Origin of the sequence: Roseomonas fluvialis (genome assembly GCF_022846615.1) — a bacterium.
In the GTDB taxonomy this organism is placed as follows: Bacteria; Pseudomonadota; Alphaproteobacteria; order Acetobacterales; family Acetobacteraceae; genus Neoroseomonas; species Neoroseomonas fluvialis.
Window position 1 is genome coordinate 4,295,418 of the sequence record NZ_AP025637.1, and the last position, 19,607, is coordinate 4,315,024.

At 71.2% G+C, this 19,607-nt stretch carries 16 protein-coding genes and 3 tRNA genes; 5 read left to right on the plus strand and 14 right to left on the minus strand.

Annotation, left to right across the window (positions count from 1 at the left end):
- Positions 1–54 precede the first annotated feature (54 nt).
- The 4 genes from tuf to MWM08_RS20650 all read right to left on the minus strand — a co-directional run bounded on the left by tuf (position 55) and on the right by MWM08_RS20650 (position 3,788).
- Entirely contained in the window at positions 55–1,242 is a 1,188-nt protein-coding gene (gene tuf / locus MWM08_RS20635) for an elongation factor Tu (RefSeq protein ID WP_244408372.1), read from the minus strand.
- Between the two features lie 115 nt (positions 1,243–1,357).
- Positions 1,358–1,431: transfer RNA gene (locus MWM08_RS20640), tRNA-Gly, on the minus strand.
- Between the two features lie 65 nt (positions 1,432–1,496).
- Positions 1,497–1,579, minus strand: a tRNA-Tyr gene (locus MWM08_RS20645).
- Positions 1,580–1,691: 112 nt separating this feature from the next.
- Positions 1,692–3,788, minus strand: a complete 2,097-nt coding sequence (locus MWM08_RS20650; RefSeq protein WP_244408387.1) for a catalase — start codon at positions 3,786–3,788, stop codon at positions 1,692–1,694.
- A 673-nt stretch (positions 3,789–4,461) separates the two neighbouring features.
- On the opposite strand from MWM08_RS20650, the gene rlmB reads away from it, so the two are divergent.
- Entirely contained in the window at positions 4,462–5,220 is a 759-nt protein-coding gene (gene rlmB / locus MWM08_RS20655) for a 23S rRNA (guanosine(2251)-2'-O)-methyltransferase RlmB (protein WP_423816056.1), read from the plus strand.
- Between the two features lie 240 nt (positions 5,221–5,460).
- Here rlmB and MWM08_RS20660 read toward each other — a convergent pair whose 3' ends face one another.
- Together MWM08_RS20660 and MWM08_RS20665 are read right to left on the minus strand one after the other, a co-directional pair.
- A complete protein-coding gene (locus tag MWM08_RS20660) occupies positions 5,461–6,252 on the minus strand; it encodes an MIP/aquaporin family protein (RefSeq protein ID WP_244408389.1) in 792 nt (263 codons plus the stop codon).
- Positions 6,253–6,254: 2 nt separating this feature from the next.
- On the minus strand, positions 6,255–7,661 hold the full coding sequence (locus MWM08_RS20665) for a class II fumarate hydratase (RefSeq protein ID WP_244408390.1): 1,407 nt from the start codon (positions 7,659–7,661) through the stop codon (positions 6,255–6,257).
- 172 nt (positions 7,662–7,833) lie between these two features.
- Here MWM08_RS20665 and MWM08_RS20670 point away from each other — a divergent pair, with 172 nt between their 5' ends.
- Both MWM08_RS20670 and MWM08_RS20675 read left to right on the plus strand, forming a co-directional pair.
- Positions 7,834–8,607 (plus strand): 2-keto-4-pentenoate hydratase, encoded by a 774-nt coding sequence (locus MWM08_RS20670; protein ID WP_244408391.1) that lies wholly within the window; start codon positions 7,834–7,836, stop codon positions 8,605–8,607.
- Positions 8,608–8,749: 142 nt separating this feature from the next.
- Positions 8,750–9,649, plus strand: a complete 900-nt coding sequence (locus MWM08_RS20675) for a class I SAM-dependent methyltransferase (protein ID WP_244408392.1) — start codon at positions 8,750–8,752, stop codon at positions 9,647–9,649.
- A gap of 102 nt (positions 9,650–9,751) precedes the next feature.
- On the opposite strand, the gene MWM08_RS20680 is transcribed toward MWM08_RS20675, so the two are convergent.
- The 7 genes from MWM08_RS20680 to MWM08_RS20710 form a co-directional block, all read right to left on the minus strand.
- The gene (locus MWM08_RS20680) at positions 9,752–9,988 is read right to left on the minus strand and encodes a hypothetical protein (RefSeq protein WP_244408393.1); all 237 of its coding nucleotides are present in this window, start codon (positions 9,986–9,988) and stop codon (positions 9,752–9,754) included.
- Positions 9,989–10,092: 104 nt separating this feature from the next.
- Positions 10,093–12,279 (minus strand): excinuclease ABC subunit UvrB, encoded by a 2,187-nt coding sequence (uvrB, locus tag MWM08_RS20685; protein ID WP_279323213.1) that lies wholly within the window; start codon positions 12,277–12,279, stop codon positions 10,093–10,095.
- Positions 12,280–12,320: 41 nt separating this feature from the next.
- Complete coding sequence (locus tag MWM08_RS20690) at positions 12,321–13,757, minus strand: class I adenylate-forming enzyme family protein (RefSeq protein ID WP_244408394.1); 1,437 nt, start codon at positions 13,755–13,757, stop codon at positions 12,321–12,323.
- Between the two features lie 48 nt (positions 13,758–13,805).
- Positions 13,806–14,096 carry a PAAR domain-containing protein gene (locus MWM08_RS20695; protein ID WP_244408395.1) on the minus strand — a complete coding sequence of 97 codons (291 nt, stop codon included), beginning with the start codon at positions 14,094–14,096 and terminating at the stop codon, positions 13,806–13,808.
- A 16-nt stretch (positions 14,097–14,112) separates the two neighbouring features.
- Positions 14,113–14,679 (minus strand): DUF6931 family protein, encoded by a 567-nt coding sequence (locus tag MWM08_RS20700; protein WP_244408396.1) that lies wholly within the window; start codon positions 14,677–14,679, stop codon positions 14,113–14,115.
- A complete protein-coding gene (locus tag MWM08_RS20705) occupies positions 14,676–16,472 on the minus strand; it encodes a type VI secretion system Vgr family protein (protein ID WP_244408397.1) in 1,797 nt (598 codons plus the stop codon). Before MWM08_RS20705 ends, MWM08_RS20700 begins: the two co-directional genes overlap by 4 nt.
- Before the next feature lie 153 nt (positions 16,473–16,625).
- Positions 16,626–17,510 (minus strand): alpha/beta hydrolase family protein, encoded by an 885-nt coding sequence (locus MWM08_RS20710; RefSeq protein WP_244408398.1) that lies wholly within the window; start codon positions 17,508–17,510, stop codon positions 16,626–16,628.
- A gap of 149 nt (positions 17,511–17,659) precedes the next feature.
- Between MWM08_RS20710 and MWM08_RS20715 the strand changes: the two genes are divergently transcribed.
- Positions 17,660–18,016: a DUF4087 domain-containing protein gene (locus MWM08_RS20715; protein ID WP_244408400.1), complete on the plus strand. Its 357-nt coding sequence runs from the start codon at positions 17,660–17,662 to the stop codon at positions 18,014–18,016.
- A 125-nt stretch (positions 18,017–18,141) separates the two neighbouring features.
- On the opposite strand, the gene MWM08_RS20720 is transcribed toward MWM08_RS20715, so the two are convergent.
- Positions 18,142–18,216: transfer RNA gene (locus MWM08_RS20720), tRNA-Thr, on the minus strand.
- 176 nt (positions 18,217–18,392) lie between these two features.
- Here MWM08_RS20720 and MWM08_RS20725 point away from each other — a divergent pair.
- Positions 18,393–19,595: an energy transducer TonB gene (locus tag MWM08_RS20725; RefSeq protein WP_244408401.1), complete on the plus strand. Its 1,203-nt coding sequence runs from the start codon at positions 18,393–18,395 to the stop codon at positions 19,593–19,595.
- The last annotated feature ends 12 nt before the right edge of the window (positions 19,596–19,607 follow it).

The window sequence follows — 19,607 nt, forward strand, 5'->3', positions numbered from 1 at the left end:
AGGGCGGCGCCCGGTTCCCCGGACGCCGCCCCTGCAAGCCCGCGTTCCTGCCGATTACGCCGTGATCTTCGCGACGACGCCGGCGCCGACCGTCCGGCCACCCTCGCGGATGGCGAACCGCAGACCCTCGTCCATCGCGATCGGCGCGATCAGCTCCACGTCCATAGACACGTTGTCGCCCGGCATCACCATCTCGACACCCTCGGGCAGCGAGACAACGCCGGTCACGTCCGTCGTGCGGAAGTAGAACTGCGGACGATAGTTCGTGAAGAACGGCGTGTGACGGCCGCCTTCTTCCTTCGTCAGCACATACGCCTCGGCCTTGAACTTCGTGTGCGGCGTGATCGAACCCGGCGCCGCCAGCACCTGCCCGCGCTCCACATCCTCGCGCTTCGTGCCGCGCAGCAGCGCGCCGATGTTGTCGCCCGCCTGGCCCTGGTCCAGCAGCTTGCGGAACATCTCCACGCCCGTGACCGTCGTCTTCACCGTGGCCTTCAGGCCCACGATCTCGACTTCCTCACCCACCTTGATGATCCCGCGCTCGACGCGACCCGTCACCACCGTGCCGCGGCCCGAGATCGAGAACACGTCTTCCACCGGCATCAGGAACGGCTTGTCGACCTCGCGCGTCGGCTGCGGGATGTAGGCATCCACCGCCGCCATCAGCTCCATGATCGCGTTCTCGCCCAGCTCCGGCGACTTGTCCTCGAGCGCCATCAGCGCCGAGCCCTTGATGATCGGGATGTCGTCGCCCGGGAACTGGTAGCTGCTCAGCAGCTCGCGCACTTCCATCTCGACCAGCTCGAGCAGGTCGGGGTCCGCCATGTCGCACTTGTTCAGGAACACCACCAGCGCAGGCACGCCAACCTGGCGCGCCAGCAGGATGTGCTCGCGCGTCTGCGGCATCGGGCCGTCGGCCGCCGACACGACCAGGATCGCGCCGTCCATCTGCGCCGCACCCGTGATCATGTTCTTCACGTAGTCGGCGTGGCCGGGGCAATCCACGTGCGCGTAGTGCCGGTTCGCGGTCTCGTACTCGACATGCGCCGTCGAGATCGTGATGCCACGCGCACGCTCCTCAGGAGCCTTGTCGATCTGGTCGTACGCCGTGAACGTCGCACCGCCCGCCTTCGCAAGCACCTTGGTGATCGCCGCCGTCAGCGACGTCTTGCCATGGTCCACATGCCCGATCGTGCCGATGTTCACATGCGGCTTGTTACGCTCGAATTTCGCCTTCGCCATGGTGTCCCGCGTCCTCGTGTCCGAACGGTGTCTGCCAAACTGAGGGGCGCCGCCGCGCGGACGGAACCCGGAAATCCTGTGCCCCGGGGCGGGGCGGAAAAGACCCGCGCTTCGCTGGAGCGGGTGACGGGAATCGAACCCGCACAACCAGCTTGGAAGGCTGGGGCTCTACCATTGAGCTACACCCGCGCCGCGAGGCGCAGACCCAAAGTCCCTGCTCCTGCACCGGTATATGGAGATCCCGGCAGGCGGTATGGAGGGGGTTGGATTCGAACCAACGTAGGCGCAAGCCAACGGATTTACAGTCCGTCCCCTTTAGCCACTCGGGCACCCCTCCGCAGCCGCATGACCCCTTCGGGCCGGCGGGAGCGCGCGGGGTTAACCGCATGGGACGCGCGCTGTCAACGATCGGCGCGGCGGCGGACCCTACCGCGGCGCCCGCCGCGTCGTCACGCCAGCATGCGCAGGCCCGGCTCGCGGTCCCACTGCCGCCCGGCGGCCAGGCGGATGAACGCGTCGTCGGCCTCGTCGATCGCGACGATGCGCTCGTCGTCGCGGACATTCGCCTTGTCCAGCAGCGGGCGCGCCGCCGCCGTGAAGCCGATCGCCTTCAGGTGGGCGAAGGCGGCCGCGACGAAGTCGACCGCCGCGGCCTCGGCCAGCAGCGCTTCCACGCCCTTGGCCGAGACGACCAGCGCCACCGCATCGAACAGCACCGACGGGGTCCCCGCGAGCTGCCCATCGGCCTTCAGCAGCCTGTTGCCCTTGAGCTTCACGCCGCCGATCCGCGGCGCGACGATCTTCACCGTGGCCCCCGCCGCCTTGGCGGCTGCCACCACGGCATCCACCACCGCGCCATCCGCGCCGTCGGTCACCAGCACGCCGATCGCGCGGCCCTCCAGCGTCTCGGGATACTTCCCGATGATCCGCAGCGCGGCCGACGGTTCCATGTCGCGCACCGGCGCGGCGGTCGGGTTCGCCTCGGGCAGCGGGGCATTCAAGCCATCGGCGACACGCGCGGCCAGCGCCGGATCCACATTGACCAGGTTCGCCAGCACGCGGGTGCGGACATGCTCCAGCGTGACCTTCGACAATTCGAACACCAGGGCGCTCGCCAGATGGGCCTGTTCGACCGCCGACTGGGACCGGAAGAACAGTCGCGCCTGACTGTAGTGGTCGGCGAAGCTTTCCGGCCGAAGGCGCTGCTTGGGACCCTCCATTGGCTGGCGGTAGCTGCGGAAGCCGCTCTTGGGGTCCTCGCGCGGGCCGCCATTCTCGTCCGCTTCCGCGAGGCTGTTGGGTTCGTAGTTCGCCCGGCCATGGAACACCTGGGTCTGCATCTGGCCGTCGCGCTGGAAGTTCTGGAACGGGCAGCCCTTGGCGCGGTTGATCGGGATCTGGTGGAAGTTCACCGTGCCCAGCCGGGACAGCTGGGTGTCCTGGTAGGAGAACAGCCGCCCCTGCAGCAGCGGGTCCTCCGACACGTCGATGCCTGGCGGCATGTTGGTCGGCAGGAAGGCGACCTGCTCGGTCTCAGCGAAGAAATTGTCCGGGTTGCGGTCGAGCACCATGCGCCCGATGACGCGCAGCGGGTGCACCTCCTCCGGGATCAGCTTGGTGGCATCGAGGATGTCGAAGGGCAGCGCATCGGCCTCGGCCTGGGTCAGCAGCTGCACGGCGAAGTCCCATTCCGGGAAATCACCGGCGGCGATGGCTTCGTACAGGTCGCGGCGATGGTAGTCGGGATCGGCGCCGGCAATCTTCACGGCCTCGTCCCAGCAGGTCGACTGGGTGCCGAGCTTCGGTCGCCAGTGGAACTTCACGAAGGTGGCCTCGCCCGCCGCGTCGACCAGGCGGAACGTGTTAACGCCGAAGCCCTCGATCATGCGCAGCGATCGCGGGATTGTGCGGTCCGACATGGCCCACATGACCATGTGGGTCGATTCCGGCATCAGGCCGATGAAGTCCCAGAAGGTGTCGTGCGCGCTGGCCGCCTGCGGATAGCCGCGGTCGGCCTCCATCTTCACGGCATGGATCAGGTCGGGGAACTTGATCGCGTCCTGGATGAAGAAGACCGGGATGTTGTTGCCGACCAGGTCCCAATTGCCCTCGGCGGTGTAGAACTTCACCGCGAAGCCGCGCACGTCGCGCGGCGTATCGACCGAACCGGCGCCGCCGGCGACGGTCGAAAAGCGCACGAAGACCTCCGTCCGCTTACCGGTTTCGGTCAGGATGCGCGCGGTGGTGACGTCGGCCAGGCTGTCGGTCAGTTCGAAATAGCCATGCGCGGCGGACCCTCGGGCATGCACGATGCGCTCGGGGATGCGTTCGTGGTCGAAGTGCTGGATCTTCTCGCGCAGCACGAAGTCCTCGAGCAGGGTCGGGCCGCGGGCACCGGCCTTCAGCGAGTTCTGGTTGTCGCTGACCGGCACGCCGTGATTGGTGGTGATACGCGCGTCGGGCGTGCCGGCGGTCTGGTGCAGCACCCCGTCGGGGTGCGTTGCCTTGAAGCCCTGGGCGCGACCCCGTCCGTCAGACTTGGCCATGGTTTCCTGCCTCCGCGTGCGGGGATTGTGAGGACCATGAACGTCCCGCCCGGGGGCGAGTTGCGCTGCGAAGGCTGGACAAAGGCGTCGCGAAACGCTGGATGGGGCCATGCCACGCCCCCCGAGGCGGCCGGAAGGCCGCACCCCCACCCGCCCCACGGGCGCCCAGCGCCCGACCGGCCGCAAGCCCCGCCGCGACGATGCCGACCTGCCGCCGGCCAGCCGCGGTGCTTCGGCAGCCGCCACCCGTGGCGAGGCCGGAAAGCCTGAACGCCCGCCGCGGCGCGGGCGGGAGGGTGGGCCGAAGGCGGTGTATCGCCCCGACCCGGGCGGACCGCCGCGCGCGCCGCGCGAGGACGAGCCGCGCGCCGCGCGAGGCGACAAGCCCCGGGCTGCCCGAGGCGCAAATCCCGGCGCCGCCCGCGGCGACAAGCCATATGCGGCTCGGGGGGAGTCACCGCGCGGCGCACGCGGCGGCGCATCCCTGCCCGGCCGCGGCGACAAGCCCCGCGGTTCGCGCAGCGAAGGGTTTCGCGACGACGCCCCCCGCGCGCGGCGCGGCGACGACTTCGGCGCATCGCGAGACGATGCGTTCCGCGCGCCACGCGGCGATGCAGCGCGCACCGCCCGCGGCAGGCCCGCGCGCGTCCAGGCCGAGCCCCCCGCCGCCGCGATCGACGACACCCCGCCCCCGCCGCGCCCCGGCGCCGGCGCGGGCTCCGGCGCCTATTGGATCTACGGCCACCACGCCGTGCTCGCCGCGCTGTCCAACCCGCGTCGCAAGCCACGCCGGCTGCTGACCACCACCGATGCCGAGCTCACGCTGCGCGACGCCTATGACGGCCGCTGGCGCGTCACCCCCGAACGCGCCGACCGCGCCCGCTTCGCCACCTTCCTGACCGAGGACGCGGTCCACCAGGGCATTGCGCTGCTGGCGGAACCGCTGGAACCCGTGCAGCTCGAGGACGCGATCGCAGCCGCCGATGGCCCGGTCCTGCTGCTCGACCAGGTGACCGACCCGCGCAACGTCGGCGCCGCGCTGCGCGCCGCCGCCGCCTTCGGCGCCGCCTGCGTGGTACTGCAGGACCGCCACGCACCGCACGAGACAGGCACGCTCGCCCGCGCCGCCTCCGGCGCGCTCGACATCGTGCCGGTGGTGCGGGAAGTGAACCTCTCGCGCGCCATCGCCGCCCTGCAGCGCGCCGGCTTCTGGGTGCTGGGCCTGGCCGGCGAAGGCAAGCGCACGCTGGCCGAGGCCGCCCCGCGCGACCGCCGCGTCGCCCTGGTCATGGGCGCCGAGGAAGCCGGCCTGCGCCGCCTGCAACGCGAAACCGTCGACGAACTGGTGCGCCTGCCCATGGCCGAGGGCGTCGAAAGCCTGAACGTCGCCTCAGCCGCGGCGGTGGCGCTGTACGAGATCGTACGGCGCTGAAGGGGTGAACGCGCGCGGAGGGGGCTTTGCCCCCTCCGGACCTCCCCCACCAGGGGGCTACGGCCCCCTGGACCGCGGAGCTTTCATCGGGGGTATTGGGGAGGGGCGTCGTCGGAACCACCGACGCGACGGGTGCGTCATGCCCCTCCCCAATTCCCCCGATCAGGTCGAGGGTTCCAAGGGCCTTAAGGCCTTGGTGGGCGGGGGTTTGGGGGAGGGCAAAGCCCTCCCCCGCCAGCGTCATTCCCGCCCCAGCGGCGTGCCCATCGCGGCCTGGGCTTCCTGGGCCTTGGCCGGGCCGCGCAGGAAGCGGGCGACCAGAACGGCGATCAGGGCACCGCTCAGGGGGCCCACGACGTAGACCCACCAGGTCGAGAGGTCGCCGCGCGCCACGTCGGGGCCGAAGGCGCGGGCAGGATTCATGGCGGCGCCTTGGAAAGGGCCGCCCATAGTGCCGAGCGACATGACATAGGCGCCGACCGCGATCGGGATGAATTGCCCGTTCAGCTTCGGGCCGTTCGCCATGGACAGCACCATCAGCACCATGCCGAAGGTGAGTACGGCCTCGAAGGCGGCGGCATGCAACGCCAGGCCGGGTGGGGGCTGCGTTGCGGCCAGGTTGCCTTCGATGCCGAAGAACCCGCGGGCCAGCATCGATCCGGCCACGCCGGCAATGAGTTGTACGACCACGTAGGTCGCGCACATCGGCCAGCCCATGTCGCCGCGCAGCGTGAAGGCGAAGGTCATGGCCGGGTTGAAGTGCGCGCTGATGTCGCCGAGGAAGTAGACCGCCGCGACCAGCCACAGCGCTGAGACGGCGGAGAGGATGAAGGCCGCCTGGAAGGGATGCACCGGCGCACCGGCGTAGAGCGCGAGGATGGCCGCACCGCCTGACAGCACGAAGGTGAGGCCCGCCGTGCCGATGAACTCGGACACCAGGCGGCGGGCGCGGTGCTGGGGGTTCTTCCAGTCGGCGTTGAAGCGATCGGGGCCGATCTGCTGCGACAGCGCAGCCTGTCCGTAGGGCGCCACGCTCAGCCCTCCGCCGCGACGTACGGCTTCACCATCTTCGCCGGGTCGACCACGCGGTCGAAGGTCGCTTCATCGACGTAGCCGAGCTTGAGTGCGGCGGCCTTCAGCGTGAGGTCGTTGTCCATGGCGTAATGCGCGATCTTCGATGCCTTGTCGTAGCCGATCACCGGCGACAGCGCCGTGACCAGCATGAGCGAGCGTTCGACGTATTCGCCGATCTTCTTGAGGTTCGGCGTGGTGCCTTCCACCAGGAACGTGCGGAAGTTGGTCATGCTGTCGGTCAGCAGCGTGATGGAATGCGTGACATTGTAGATGATCAGCGGCTTGTAGACGTTCATCTCGAGATAGCCGCCAGCGCCGCCGAAGCCGACCGCCATGTCGTTCGCCATGACCTGGACAGCGGCCATGGTCAGCGCCTCCGCCTGGGTGGGGTTCACCTTGCCAGGCATGATCGAGGAGCCAGGTTCGTTCGCGGGGACGTTCAGTTCCGCGAAGCCGGCGCGCGGCCCGCAGGACAGCAGGCGGATGTCGTTGCCGATCTTGTACAGCGAGACCGCCAGCGTGCGCAGGCAGCCGGAGAACTGCACCAGCGCGTCGTGGCTGCCCTGCACGGTGAACTTGTTGGGTGCGGTGACGAAGGGCAGGCCGGTGAGCTTGGCGATCTGCGCCGCCGCCGCGGTGTCGAAGCCCGGGGCGGAGTTGATGCCGGTGCCGACGGCCGTGCCGCCCAGTGCCAGCTTGTAGACATCGCTGAGCGCGGCCTCGATCCGCGCGATGCCGTCCGCCAGCAGCCCGGCATAGCCGGACCATTCCTGGCCGAGCGTGAGCGGCGTCGCGTCCTGCATGTGGGTGCGGCCGATCTTGACAATGTCGGCCCACGCTTCGGCCTTCTTCGCGATGGAATCGTGCAGCGCCTGCAGCGCCGGCAGCAGCCGCTGCTTCGCGCCCAACGCGGTCGCGATGTACATGGCCGAGGGGAAGGAATCGTTCGACGACTGCGCCATGTTGACGTGGTCATTGGGGTGCACCGGCGCGTGCGACCCGAGCGGCGTGCCGGCCATCTGGCAGCAGCGGTTCGAGATCACCTCGTTGACGTTCATGTTGAACTGCGTGCCGGACCCCGTCATCCAGACATGCAGCGGAAACATGTCGTGGTGCTGGCCGGCCAGGATCTCGTCGCAGGTCGCGACGATGAGCTTGAACTGTTCATCCGCGAGCCGCTTGTCCTCGTGGTTCGCGATCGCCGCGCCCTTCTTGAGGATGGCGTAGGAGGTGATCATCTCGCGCGGGATCAGGTCGCGCGCGATCGAGAAGTGCTCGAGCGAGCGTTGCGTCTGGGCGCCCCAAAGCTTGTCGGCGGGCACCTCGACCACCCCGAGGCTGTCGGTTTCCTGGCGCGTTGCGACCATGCGTGATGCTCCTTCCGGGGAGGGGCCGAGCGTATCGTCGCCGCCGGAACGATACCAGTGAGTCGTGCCAACCGGCGGGGTCGCATTGATCCGCGCCGCCCGCTGCGCGAGCCTGTGTCCCGGACCGGGCCCTGCCCGACCACCGTGACATCGCCCAGGGAAGGAACCGCCAATGGCCTCCGACGCCGCCGAAGCCATCATCGAGGCGCGGCGCAGCCGCCGGATCCTGGCACCACTCGGCAGGATCGCGCCCGCGACGCCGGAGGCCGGCTACGCGCTGCAGCGTGAGGTCGCGCTGCGCCTGGGCGGCCTGCCGCCGGCGGGCTTCAAGATCGGTGCGACGACGAAGCAAATGCAGGCCTATCTGGGGCTGTCCGGGCCGGCGGGGGGCTTCGTGCCGAAGGCTGGGCTGAAGCGCACGCCGGCCAGTGTGCGCCATGCCGACTACGTCGATCCGGGCATCGAGTGCGAGGTCGGGCTCCGGCTTGCGCGTGACATCCCGGCCGGGCCCTGCACGGCGGATGAGGCGGCGGATGCGGTCGGCGAGGTTTTCGCCGCCATGGAGATCGTCGATCGCCGCTATGGCGACCTCGCGGTGCTCGGCACGCCGACGCTCATCGCCGACCAGGTCTTCCATGCGGGCGGCGTGCTGGGGCCGCCGGTGGCGGGGTGGCGGGCGCTCGGGCTCGACCTGGCGGCGACACGCGGGCGGATCAGCGTGGACGGCGAGGTGCGTGGCGAGGGCGTGGGGGCGGATCTGCTCGGGCATCCCTTCGCCGCGCTGGCCTGGCTGGCGGGGTCGGGCTGTGCGGCGGCGTTCGGCGGGCTGCGCGCCGGACAGGTGGTGTTCCTGGGGTCGGTGACGCCGCCGATCTGGATCGACAGGCCCTGCCGCACGGCGGTGGACTTCGACACGCTTGGGCGGGTGGAGCTGGAGTTCACCTGAAGCGCGCCGCACCGGCGGATGCGTGGCGCCCCGGCGCGCGCATCAACCTGGTTCGCCGGCAGTGTCGCGTGGCCAGCGAGGCTGCCTGCGTCGTGATCGGGGCCGCACTTCCCGCATGGCGGCGGACGCCCATCTGCGTGACATGACCGATGGCGCGAGGATCCAGGGCGGTGGCTTGCTGGCACAGGCCTGGGCCATACTGCGGCCGCCGGCGGTGGATGCGCTGTACGGGATGCTCGGCACGCGCGCCTTCACGGCGCAGGGGCTTTGGCTGAACCTCGGCCATTGGCGCGAGGCGCGCAGCATCGAGGAGGCGTGCCCCGCGCTGGCGCTGCTGCTGGCCGAGGCCGCGGCGATCGGACCCGACGATACCGTCGTCGATGTCGGCTTCGGCTTCGCGGACCAGGACATGCTCTGGGCGAAGCGTTTCGCGCCGCGCCGCATCACCGGGCTGAACGTGACGCCGCTGCATGTGCGGCTGGGGCGGGTGCGGGTGCGGCGCGCGGGGCTTGGCGACACCATCGACCTGCGTGAGGGATCGGCGACTGCGATGCCGCTGCCCGATGAGTCCTGCGACGTGGTGACCGCGCTGGAATGCGCCTTCCACTTCGACACGCGCGCGGATTTCCTGGCGGAGGCCTTCCGCGTGCTGCGGCCGGGCGGACGCATCGCGCTGGCCGACATCATTCCCGCGGCACAAGCGGGCGGCGCGCTGCGGCGGCGCTGGCAGGCCGCGTCCTGGCGCGCGCTCGCGCGGGCGCTGTCGATCTCCGATGCCAATGCCGACACACAGCAGACCTATGCCGCGCGCTTCGCCGCCGCCGGCTTCGACGCGGTGGAAGTGCGGTCGATCGGCGCGGAGGTCTTCCCAGGCTTCCACCAGGCGCTGCGGGAGGACGCCGCCTTCTTCGCGCGGCTGCCGGCCTCGGCGCGGATCGCGTACCGGCCGCTGCTGCGCTTCGAGGCCGGCGCCATCTACGCCGGCCTCGACTACGTGCTCGCGACGGCGCGCAAGCCTTTTGCCGACGGCCGCGCGACGTGATTCGTGGATCGGTCGCGCGGCCGCTCGCCTGGCGTTGATGTCGCGCGCAGTCGCCGTGCCGACGTTGCACGCATGTCGGTCGGCCCTTTCGGGCCGACGGTATCAGTAGTAGCCGCGGCGCTGGCGCGGCGCGGTCAGCGCGCCGACCGCGGCACCGCCGGCGCCACCGATCGCGGCCCCCGCCAGCGGCGACCCGCCGGTGAGCGCGGCGATGCCCGCGCCACCCGCCGCACCGAGGCCACCGCCCACCAGCGCGCGCTGGCCCACGGGGTCGGAACAGGCCGCGACACCAAGGCCGAGCAGTGCGACGGCGGCGACGCGAATGGAAGTCCAGGACATGCGCAATTCCCTTCTGCTGAGTCCGATGCGCGCAGCACAACCGGGGCGTGTGGCGGGCATCGGGCGAAAGCGGGGCAAGACCTGCCCCTGGAATCACGAACGCTTCAGCCGGCCTTCTTCTTCCGGCCGCCCTTCATCTTCTTCGGATCGTAGCCGCCGCCACCGGGGCCGAGCGGCTTCGGTTTCCAGTCGGCCTTGGGCGTGGCCTCGCGCAGCGACCGTCCGGCCAGGTTCGGTTCCAGGCCGAGGTCGAGCGCCTCGAGCCGCTTGATCTCGTCGCGCAGTCGTGCGGCGGTCTCGAACTCCAGGTCCGCCGCGGCGGCGCGCATCCTGCGTTCCAGCTCCGCGATCGAGGCGCGCAGGTCCTTGCCGACGAAGTTCGCGGCGCTGTCGTCCTCGACCGCCTCCACCGTCACGTAGTCGCCCTGGCTGACATCGCGCAGCACGTCGGCGATCTCGCGCTTGATGGTGGTGGGGGTGATGCCGTGCTCGGTGTTCCAGGCGGTCTGCTTGGTGCGGCGGCGCTCGGTCTCCTCCAGCGCGCGCTTGAGGCTGTTGGTCATGGTGTCGGCATAGAGCACCACGCGGCCTTCCACATTGCGCGCGGCGCGGCCGATGGTCTGGATCAGCGCGGTGGCGGAGCGCAGGAAGCCTTCCTTGTCGGCATCGAGGATCGCGACCAGCGCGCATTCGGGAATGTCGAGGCCCTCGCGCAGCAGGTTGATGCCGACCAGCACGTCGAACACGCCTTTTCGAAGATCGCGGATGATCTCGATGCGCTCCAGCGTATCGACATCGCTGTGCAGGTAGCGGACGCGGATGCCCGCTTCCGTCATGTATTCGGTCAGGTCCTCGGCCATGCGCTTGGTGAGCGTTGTCACCAGCACGCGCCCGCCCGCCTGCGACACGGTGCGGCATTCGGCCAGCAGGTCGTCCACCTGGCCTTCGACAGGGCGGATTTCGCAGACCGGATCGACCAGGCCGGTCGGGCGGATCACCTGTTCGGCAAAGGCGCCGCCGGTGCGTTCCATTTCCCACGGGCCGGGCGTGGCGCTCACGAACACCGTCTGCGGGCGATAGGCGTCCCATTCCTCGAACTTCAGCGGACGGTTGTCGGTGCACGAGGGCAGGCGGAAGCCGAATTCGCTCAGGATCGCCTTGCGCGCGAAGTCGCCGCGATACATGCCGCCGATCTGCGGCACCGTCACGTGGCTCTCGTCCACGATCAGCACGGCGTTGTCGGGCAGGTATTCGAACAGCGTCGGCGGCGGCTCGCCCGGGTTGCGGCCGGTCAGGTAGCGGGAATAATTCTCGATCCCTTTGCAGGAGCCGGTCGTCTCCATCATCTCGATATCGAAGATGGTGCGCTGTTCCAGGCGCTGGCGTTCCAGCAGCTTGCCCTCGACCTCGAGCTGCGCGAGCCGTTCCTTCAGCTCCTCCTTGATGCGGGAGATCGCCTGGGTCAGCGTCGGGCGCGGCGTGACGTAGTGGCTGTTGGCGTAGATCGCGACGCGTTCCATCTCCGAGGTGACCTCGCCGGTCAGCGGGTCGAATTCGCGGATGCCGTCGATCTCGTCGCCGAACAGGGAGATGCGCCAGGCGCGATCATCGAGGTGCGATGGCCAGATGTCCACGCTCTCGCCGCGCACGCGGAAGGTGCCGCGCGCGAAGAAGCTGTCGTTGCGGCGGTACTGCTGTTCGACCAGACCCTTCACCAGTGCGTCACGGTCGATCCGCCCGCCGCGTTCGAGCTTCACGACCATGCGGCTGTAGGTTTCGACCGACCCGATGCCGTAGATGCACGACACCGACGCCACGATCACCACGTCGTTGCGTTCGAGCAGCGCCTGCGTCGCCGAATGGCGCATGCGGTCGATCTGCTCGTTGATCTGCGAATCCTTCTCGATGTAGGTGTCGGTGCGCGGGACGTAGGCTTCCGGCTGGAAGTAGTCGTAATAGCTGACGAAGTATTCCACCGCGTTCTCGGGGAAGAATGACTTCATCTCACCGTACAGCTGCGCGGCCAGCGTCTTGTTCGGCGCCAGCACCAGGGCGGGGCGCTGCAGTTCCTCGATGACCTTGGCCATGGTGAAGGTCTTGCCGGAACCGGTCACACCCAGCAGCACCTGGTCGCGCTCGCCCTGCAGAAGCCCCGCCGTCAGCTCACGGATCGCAGCCGGCTGGTCGCCGTTCGGCTCGAAGGGGGAGACCACCTTCAGCCGATGCTCGGAGGGCGGGGCGGGCCGCTTCTGCGGCATGAACAGGACGGGGCCGGGGGCGATCAGGTTCATGGCGCCAAGATGGGGCGGCGGGGCGCCGCGCGCCAGCGGGGTCAGCCGCCCTCGGTCAGCGCCGCCAGGCGGTCCCGCTGAACCTTGCCGGTGACGGTGCGCGGCAGGGCGGGCACCACCACCACGCGGCGCGGAGCACGCAGGCCGAGCCTTGCCCGGCAGGAAGCCGCCAGCGCCGCCACGTCCACCGCACCCGGCGCGGTCTCCACCACGGCCAGGGCCGGGATGTCGCCGAGCGACGCCGACCGCATCGCGAAGGCCGCGCAATCCGCCACTCCCGGAAAACCCTGCGCGGCACGCTCGATCTCGGCAGGGAAGATGTTGATGGTGCCCAGCATCATCATCTCGGCATCGCGGCCCACGAAGACCAGCGTGCCGTCGGCTTCGATGCGGCCACGGTCGCCGGGCTGGAACCAGCCATCGTGGAAGGCGCGGGCCTGCGCCTCGGGATCGTCCAGGTAGCCTTGCGCCATGCCCGGCGCCCGCACGCGGACCAACCCGGTCCCGCCCGGCGGCAGGTCGCGCCCGGCCTCGTCCACGATGCGCAGGTGCACCCCGTCGATCGGGCGGCCGACGCCGTCGGGATGCCGCGCATGGTCGGCAGGCCAGGCGATGGTCGCGGTACCGATCTCGGTGGTGGAATAGTTGACCACCAGGTTCGGCGTGACGGCGTCCATCACGCGCCGCCGCAGCGCCGGCGTGGCGGCGGCGCCGAACACCGCGATCGAAGTGCCGGAGGGCCAGGGATGCGCCCCGGGGCGTGCCTGCAGGTCGGCCAGCGCGGCGGCGCGTTCGGGCGGCAGCGTCACGCGGTCGATGCCCCACCTTGCGCAGGCCTCCGCGAGGTCGGGCAGCGCGGCGCAGTTCGCCAGCACCGTCGTGGCCCCCAGCGCGAGAAGGCCCAGGTGGTACTTCTTCGCGTTGTTGTGCTCGACCGGGATGGACCGGAAGAAGACCCGCCCCTCGCCGGCGCGGCGCGCCATCTGCGCCGCGAGGTCGGCTTCCGCGAGCGGGATCAGCTTGGGCTGGCCGGTGGTGCCCGAGCTGGCGAGCACGACCCGCCCGATGCGCCCCGGCGGGACCGGCGGCGGGGCGGCAGCATCCTGCGGCGCGAAGCGCAGCAGCGGCAGGCCCGGCAGCGCATCGGCGTCGTCCGCCGCCAGCAGCACCGCCACGCCCAGCCGCCGCGCGAGCGCCAGGCGCATCGCGGGCGGATCGTGCGACGCCAGCGTGACCTGGTCGCAGCCCAGGAGGAGCAGCGCCAGCGCCGCGACGATGTGCGCCATGTCCTCGCGCAGGGTGATGCCGACCATGTCGCCGGCACGGACCCCCTGGCCCCCCAGCCAGGCGGCGGCGGTGGCCACGCGGCGGTCCAGCGCCCCGAAGGCGACCGGCACACCGCGGTCGATGAAGGCGGCGCGGGCAGGTTCGCGCGCTGCCCAGTCGGCAAGGGCGGCGAGGAGCGGGCCGGGCGTCATGCGCCGAACATAGCCGCCCCGCCGGCCCGCTGTCCCAGCAGTCGCCGGTCAGCCGATCAGCACGGTGGGGCAGCCCGCCACGATGGTGCCGCCATGCGCGGTCGCATCGCCCATCCGTGCGGCGGGCTTGCCGCCGATCGTCACCTTGGCGCTGCCGGTCGCGATCGTGTCCGGCGGGCCGGTGCAGATGCATGTGTCGCCCATGCGCGCGGCCGGCAGGCCGCCGATCAGCACGGTCGGCGCGCAGGGGCCCACGATCGGCCCGCCGACATGCGGCACGGGGCCGGGTTCGACCATGGGACAGACATGCATGTCCGACATGCGGGCGGCGGGCATCATGGCGCGGCGCTCCCGGTCATCCGCCACCGCCGTCGGCGATGTTGCGCGCGCTCGCGACGAAGGCGGGGTGGCGCCCGGCGGCCTGTTCGGGGTCGGGGCGCAGCGCGGCCAGCAGCACCGCCGAGGCGACCGCCACGCCGCACATCTGCGGCGCGGGCGGGATCTCCGGGGCGTCCGCCGGGCCGACGCTGCCGCCCGACCAGAACGCGCCGATCGCGGCCCAGGCCTCGGGGCTGCGCGCGCCGGCCGCTTGCGCGGCGGCCATCGCAGCGCGGCGGAGCTCCTCGGACGGCCGCCGGACCCAGGCATCGGTGGCCTGCAGTGCGGCCAGGTCGGCAGGCGTCGCCGCCGGGTCGGGCGCGCGGCGGGCGCACACGCAGGCCCACCAGACCGCCTCGCGCACGGGCAGCGCCTGGCCGAGGATGCGGATGGCGGCGATCCAGTGGCCATGCTGCTCCAGCGCGGCGAGCGCCTCGGGCACGGTGGCGAGGCCTTCGACCAGCGTTCGGCTGGGCGGGTCGACCTCGATGCGCGCCAGCACCTCCGGCAGCGCCATCGTCAACTTCCGGAGCGGCTGGGTCATCCGATCGTGATGGTCGCGCCATTGATCTTGACCAGGGCGACGGCCTTCAACTCGATCATCGTGCCCTCGATGGTCACGCCCCCCTGGTTGACCGTGAGCTTGCTGGCACCGACCTTGAGGACGATCTGCTGCGCCGCCTCGATCTCGACCCCGCCCATCGTCGCCTTGATCTTGAGGTTGCCCTGCTTGAGGGTCAGCGTATCGCTGTTGGCGATCTCGGTGATGCGGTCGCCCGTGCCGCCCAGGCCCACCTTGTGCGTCTCGGTGTCCACCACCTCGGTCAGCAGGGTCTTCGCCGCGCGGATATAGACCTCCTCCTTGCCGTTCGCGTCGTCGAAGCGGAGCTGATTGTCGCGGACGGTCTTGATGCCGGATCGCGTGTGCTCGCCCGGCAGCGGGAAGGGAACCGTGTTCTTGCCGTTGTAGACGCGCCCGGTGACGATCGGCCGGTCGGGATCGCCTTCTAGGAACTCGACGATCACCTCGTCGCCGGTCTGCGGGATATGCATCTGGCCATGGCCTTTGCCGGCCCAGCCTTGGGAGACGCGCACCCAGGCCGACCCGCTGTGCTCCCGGTCCCAGTGGAAGTCCAGCTTGACGCGGCCGAACTTGTCGATCTGGGGATTGTCGCCGCCGAACGTGACCTTGGCGGTCTGCGGGCCGTCCACCACCGGGCGCGGGGTGATCGCCTCGGGCCGGAAGGGCACGGCGAACGGGATGCAGGTGAAGGCGTTCTCGTAGAAGGGTGCGGTCCGCTCCTGCGCGCCCCAGTCTGCGTCGGTCCAATGGCTGTAGTCGCGGGCGCGGTGCGTGACGGCGGTGACCAGCACGTCGGACCCGGCGACCGTGGCCCTCCGCCCGGCGTCGAGGTGCGCGTTGATGCTGGCACCGCGGCACAGGTGGTGGCGCGCCTCCTCGCGCTCCATCGCGACGTCGGTCAGGTCGCGCCCGACAGGCACCAGGCCCATCACGCCCGACTGGCCCGACTTCTCGATGAAGGCCCCGACATAGTCGTAGCGTTCATGCGCGGTATTGAGCGCCTTGCCGCTGATCTTGGTCGGGCGCCGCTCCGCCGAGGCGACGAAGCTGAAGGGATCGAACTCGCGAAGGGACCACTGGCCCGATTGCACCGAGAAATCCTCCTCGACCGATATGAGGTTGGAGTCGTCGAGAACGGTGCGCTGGTCGGCATGAAGGTTGGCGTCAGCGACGATCAGGTTCGTCTGGTGCTTGTCGTGCTGGTGGAAGTAGAACCAGCCGTAGCGCTCCATGATGCGCGACAGGAAGGCGAGGTCGCTCTCGCGGTACTGGACGCAGAAATCGAGCTTCGTCGACCCGAAGCTTGTGGCGCGCATGACCGGCGTGGGGATGCCGTATTCGCCAGCCATCTTCATGACGATCTGCTGGAACGTGATGTCCTTGTGGATGCGCATGTTGGTGCGCAGCGACAGGAACCACAGCCGCGGCACGACCTCGGCCTCCCATTGCCATTCGTCGCGCGTCGCGTTCGTGAGCTCGGTGCGCACCAGCCGGCGGAGGTAGCCGCGGAACGGCCGCCGCCCATCCTCCGTGCCCGCGGCACCGAATTCCAGGGTCACCGCCGTCGACAGCAACGCCTTCACGTCTTCCATCGGCCTGTCGGTGACCATCCGGATCTTGAACAGGAAGGGCCGGGACAGCTCGTCCACCCCGTCGAGCTCGGTCAGCATGACCATGTCGACGCCGAGATCGGTGGTGATCTTCAGGAGACGGTTCGACTGGACGTACGAACGCGTCGTCGGGTCGTACACCATTCTGCCCCCTGGGACCGCTGGTCGGTTGTGCGACCCGCAGGCGGGCGACCATGTCTGAGGCAACGATACCGGCCGCCGGCAGCTAAACAAAATGTAATAAATGCTTCATTCCGGCTTCGGCCGAAACTACTTGCGGGGCCGACCCGTCGGGCCTCAGCCCTTGCCCGCAAGCGCGGCCATGCGGGCGGCATCTGGCACCTGCCCTTCAAACCACAGCGCCGCGCAGACCTGCGCCATGGCGTGGCCGTCATGGGCGATGCCTGGCGCAGTCTCGAGCCGCCAGTGGCAGGCGGTGCCGCGGCGCACGGCCTCGGCGCGCGCGAAGGCCAGCAGGTGCTTCGCGCGGGCGAAGCGGTGCGCGCCTTGCGCCAGCGCGGCCGGCAGGGACGGGACCGACGGGCCGGTGGTATCGAGGTCCGCCTCGCCGACCAGGATCGTGAGCGGCCAGGCAAGCCGCGCCTCGAGATCCGCATCGGTCAGGCCGAGCCCGCCGAGGCCCTCGGGGAAGGGGCGCAGCAGCGTGGGCAGCGTGTACCAGCCGGCATTCGCCGCCACCACGGCGCAGAAGGGCGAACGGTCGGTCAGCAATGCCATGCGCTGGGCGAATTCGGCGCCGGCGGAATGGCCGAACAGGAAGGCCTGGCGGCGCTTCGTGACGCCGGCGCGCTGCAGCAGCGCCAGCATCCGCGCCGGCACCTGGTAGGCCCAGCGGCGCGACGGCGTGACGTCTCCCGCCGCATTCACCACGCCGCCGTCATCGTAGGCGCGCTCGCCGGGATGGGTTTCGTGCGGGAAGGCGGGGGCCAGCACCAGTACGCAGTGGCGGTCGGCGGTGTCGATCCAGTGCTCCCGGTATTCCTCCCCGTTGCGCGCCATGCCGTGCATCGAGAACACGACCGGCCGGTCGGGCGTGTAGCCGGCCGGGCGGTAGGCATGCAGCCAGACGGGGTGCTGCGCGTCGTGGATCGCGTCCAGGACCGGGACGCTGATGCGACCCGGCGCGGCGAAGGCGCGGGCGAGGGCCTCGACCTCGGTCATGGCGCGACGGCGCCGGCGTGGCCGGGGGCACGGAGCGGGCGCGGGCGGACCAGACGGGGCACTGGCAGCATCATGTCGGGGAGTGTGTCGCCTTGTCGCGGCCCGGGCGCAAGCGTGCCAGGATCATTGGCCGAATCCCGAGGTGATTGATGCGTTCCGCCTGCCTGATCCTGACCCTGTGCCTGCTGGCGCTGCCGATCGCCCCGCTGCAGGCGGCCGAACGCCGCTGCGGCTGGCTGCACAACCCCTCCCCCGGCAATTACTGGCTGACTGACCGGCAGGGCGAGTGGATCATGTCGACGCAGGGCGCGCGCGCGACCCCGGGCATGGAACGCGTGCGGGGCATGACCGAGCGCGAATGGGTCCGCACGCACGGCTACTATGGGTATGGCTGCGCCTGCGTGGTGATGGACGCGGATGCCAACCGCGAAGCGGTGCGCATCCATTCGGCCGAGCAGTTGCCGCTGGCGCGCTGCCGGAACGACCGGTCGCTGCCGCGCCCCTGACACGCGCGCCGGGCCGGCGCGGTCTGAGGGCCGCGCCGTGCATGGCTGGGGACCATGTGCTCGGCCCGCACGCCCGGCGGCACGCCGCACGGCGATGCCCGCAAGGGGCGCGCGGACGGCGGGGATGGTGCCGGGTGAGGGATTTGAACCCCCGACCTTCTGATTACAAATCAGCTGCACTACCACTGTGCTAACCCGGCCCTGCGCTTTGGTGTAGCAGAGCGACCTTCCGCGGCAACCCGATGATCGCTTCGATTCGGCAGGGCCGCCCCCATCTCCCGAGGGCTCCCCGGACCCATCGATGCGCCTTTCGCCCCGAGACCGCCACCCACCGCCGGCCCCGGCCGCCGCGTCGATGCCCCCACCCTGGGGCCCGATGGCGACGCGCCGCCGCCGCCGGCACGACATGGGCGTGCCCGCGCTGGTCTCGGTGCTGCTGCATGCGCTGGTGGTGGCGGCGCTGGTGTTCGACCTCGACCCACGCAGCCGACGCGGGCCGGAGGAACTGCCGGCGCCGACTTTCGCCGTGGTGTTCCAGGGCGGGTCGGACCAGGCGCCGCGCGGCGCCGAGGCACCGGAGGAAGGGCCGGTGCCGGATGTCGGCGCGCTGCCCCCGCCGCCCCCGCCACCGCCCGCACCGCCGGCGCCGGCGCAACCGCCGGTCGCGGCCGCGCCGCCACCCACGCCGAGCCCGGTGGCGCCCACGCCCCTGCCGCCGCCACCCGCACCGGCCCAGGCCACGCCGCCGCCCGCGCCGCCGCCGCCAGCACCGCCCGCGCCGACGCGCCTGGCCGAGATCCCGCCGCCACCGGCGCCGGCCCCCGCGCCGCCGGCCGAACCCGTGCCCGCACCCAGCGCGAGCCCCCTGCCGCAGCCCGCCCCGCCGCCCGGCCAGCCGGCCCCGGCGCCGCCCCCGCCCCCGCCGGCGGGCGCGCCCCCGCCACCTGCCGCCGCCGCGCCGCCCCCGGTGGCCAGTGCCCCGCCCCCGCCGCCGCCCGCCGCGCCGCCCACGCCGCGCCCGGTGCCGGCCACGCCGCCGGCCGCCGCGCCGGAGCGCCCGGCCCAGCCCACCCCACCGCAGATCGCGGCGCTGCCCCTGCCGCCGCCCGCGCCGCCACCGCCCCCGCCGGTCGAGGTGGCGCCGCAGCGCGAGCCGCTCGACCTGACGAACCGCCCGCCGATCCGGCTGGGGCAGCCATCCGCGCCGCAGCGCGGGCTTGACCTGCGGCCGGGCGCGAGCCTGCCGGGGCCGGGCGATGTCGAGAACCTGCGCGTGCGCGGCGCCCAGGCCGGGCCGGACTGGCGCAACGCCTTCCGGCAATGGCTGGACCGTACCCTGCGCTACCCCCGCGAAGCGGCCGAACTGGGCGAGCAGGGGCCGGTCATGGTGCGCATCACGACCGGCGCCGATGGCCGCGTGCGCAGCGTGGAGCTGCGCCAGGGTGCGAGGTCGGTCTTCCTGAACCACTATTCGCAGGCGGTGTTCCGCGGCGCGACGCTGCCCCCCTTCCCGCCCGGCACGGCGGAGGAGGAGGTCACCATCGACCTCACGATCAACTACGTGCTGTACCGCCGCTGAGCGGCCGCCGGG

What these genes read in the sequence shown, in the direction of transcription:
- tuf (WP_244408372.1), bottom strand. Translation starts at nt 1,242, where the DNA reads ATGGCGAAGGCGAAATTCGAGCGTAACAAGCCGCATGTGAACATCGGC.
- MWM08_RS20650 (WP_244408387.1), bottom strand. Translation starts at nt 3,788, where the DNA reads ATGGCCAAGTCTGACGGACGGGGTCGCGCCCAGGGCTTCAAGGCAACG.
- MWM08_RS20665 (WP_244408390.1), bottom strand. Translation starts at nt 7,661, where the DNA reads ATGGTCGCAACGCGCCAGGAAACCGACAGCCTCGGGGTGGTCGAGGTG.
- MWM08_RS20670 (WP_244408391.1), top strand. Translation starts at nt 7,834, where the DNA reads ATGGCCTCCGACGCCGCCGAAGCCATCATCGAGGCGCGGCGCAGCCGC.
- MWM08_RS20675 (WP_244408392.1), top strand. Translation starts at nt 8,750, where the DNA reads ATGACCGATGGCGCGAGGATCCAGGGCGGTGGCTTGCTGGCACAGGCC.
- MWM08_RS20680 (WP_244408393.1), bottom strand. Translation starts at nt 9,988, where the DNA reads ATGTCCTGGACTTCCATTCGCGTCGCCGCCGTCGCACTGCTCGGCCTT.
- uvrB (WP_279323213.1), bottom strand. Translation starts at nt 12,279, where the DNA reads ATGAACCTGATCGCCCCCGGCCCCGTCCTGTTCATGCCGCAGAAGCGG.
- MWM08_RS20690 (WP_244408394.1), bottom strand. Translation starts at nt 13,757, where the DNA reads ATGACGCCCGGCCCGCTCCTCGCCGCCCTTGCCGACTGGGCAGCGCGC.
- MWM08_RS20695 (WP_244408395.1), bottom strand. Translation starts at nt 14,096, where the DNA reads ATGATGCCCGCCGCCCGCATGTCGGACATGCATGTCTGTCCCATGGTC.
- MWM08_RS20700 (WP_244408396.1), bottom strand. Translation starts at nt 14,679, where the DNA reads ATGACCCAGCCGCTCCGGAAGTTGACGATGGCGCTGCCGGAGGTGCTG.
- MWM08_RS20705 (WP_244408397.1), bottom strand. Translation starts at nt 16,472, where the DNA reads ATGGTGTACGACCCGACGACGCGTTCGTACGTCCAGTCGAACCGTCTC.
- MWM08_RS20710 (WP_244408398.1), bottom strand. Translation starts at nt 17,510, where the DNA reads ATGACCGAGGTCGAGGCCCTCGCCCGCGCCTTCGCCGCGCCGGGTCGC.
- MWM08_RS20715 (WP_244408400.1), top strand. Translation starts at nt 17,660, where the DNA reads ATGCGTTCCGCCTGCCTGATCCTGACCCTGTGCCTGCTGGCGCTGCCG.
- MWM08_RS20725 (WP_244408401.1), top strand. Translation starts at nt 18,393, where the DNA reads ATGGCGACGCGCCGCCGCCGCCGGCACGACATGGGCGTGCCCGCGCTG.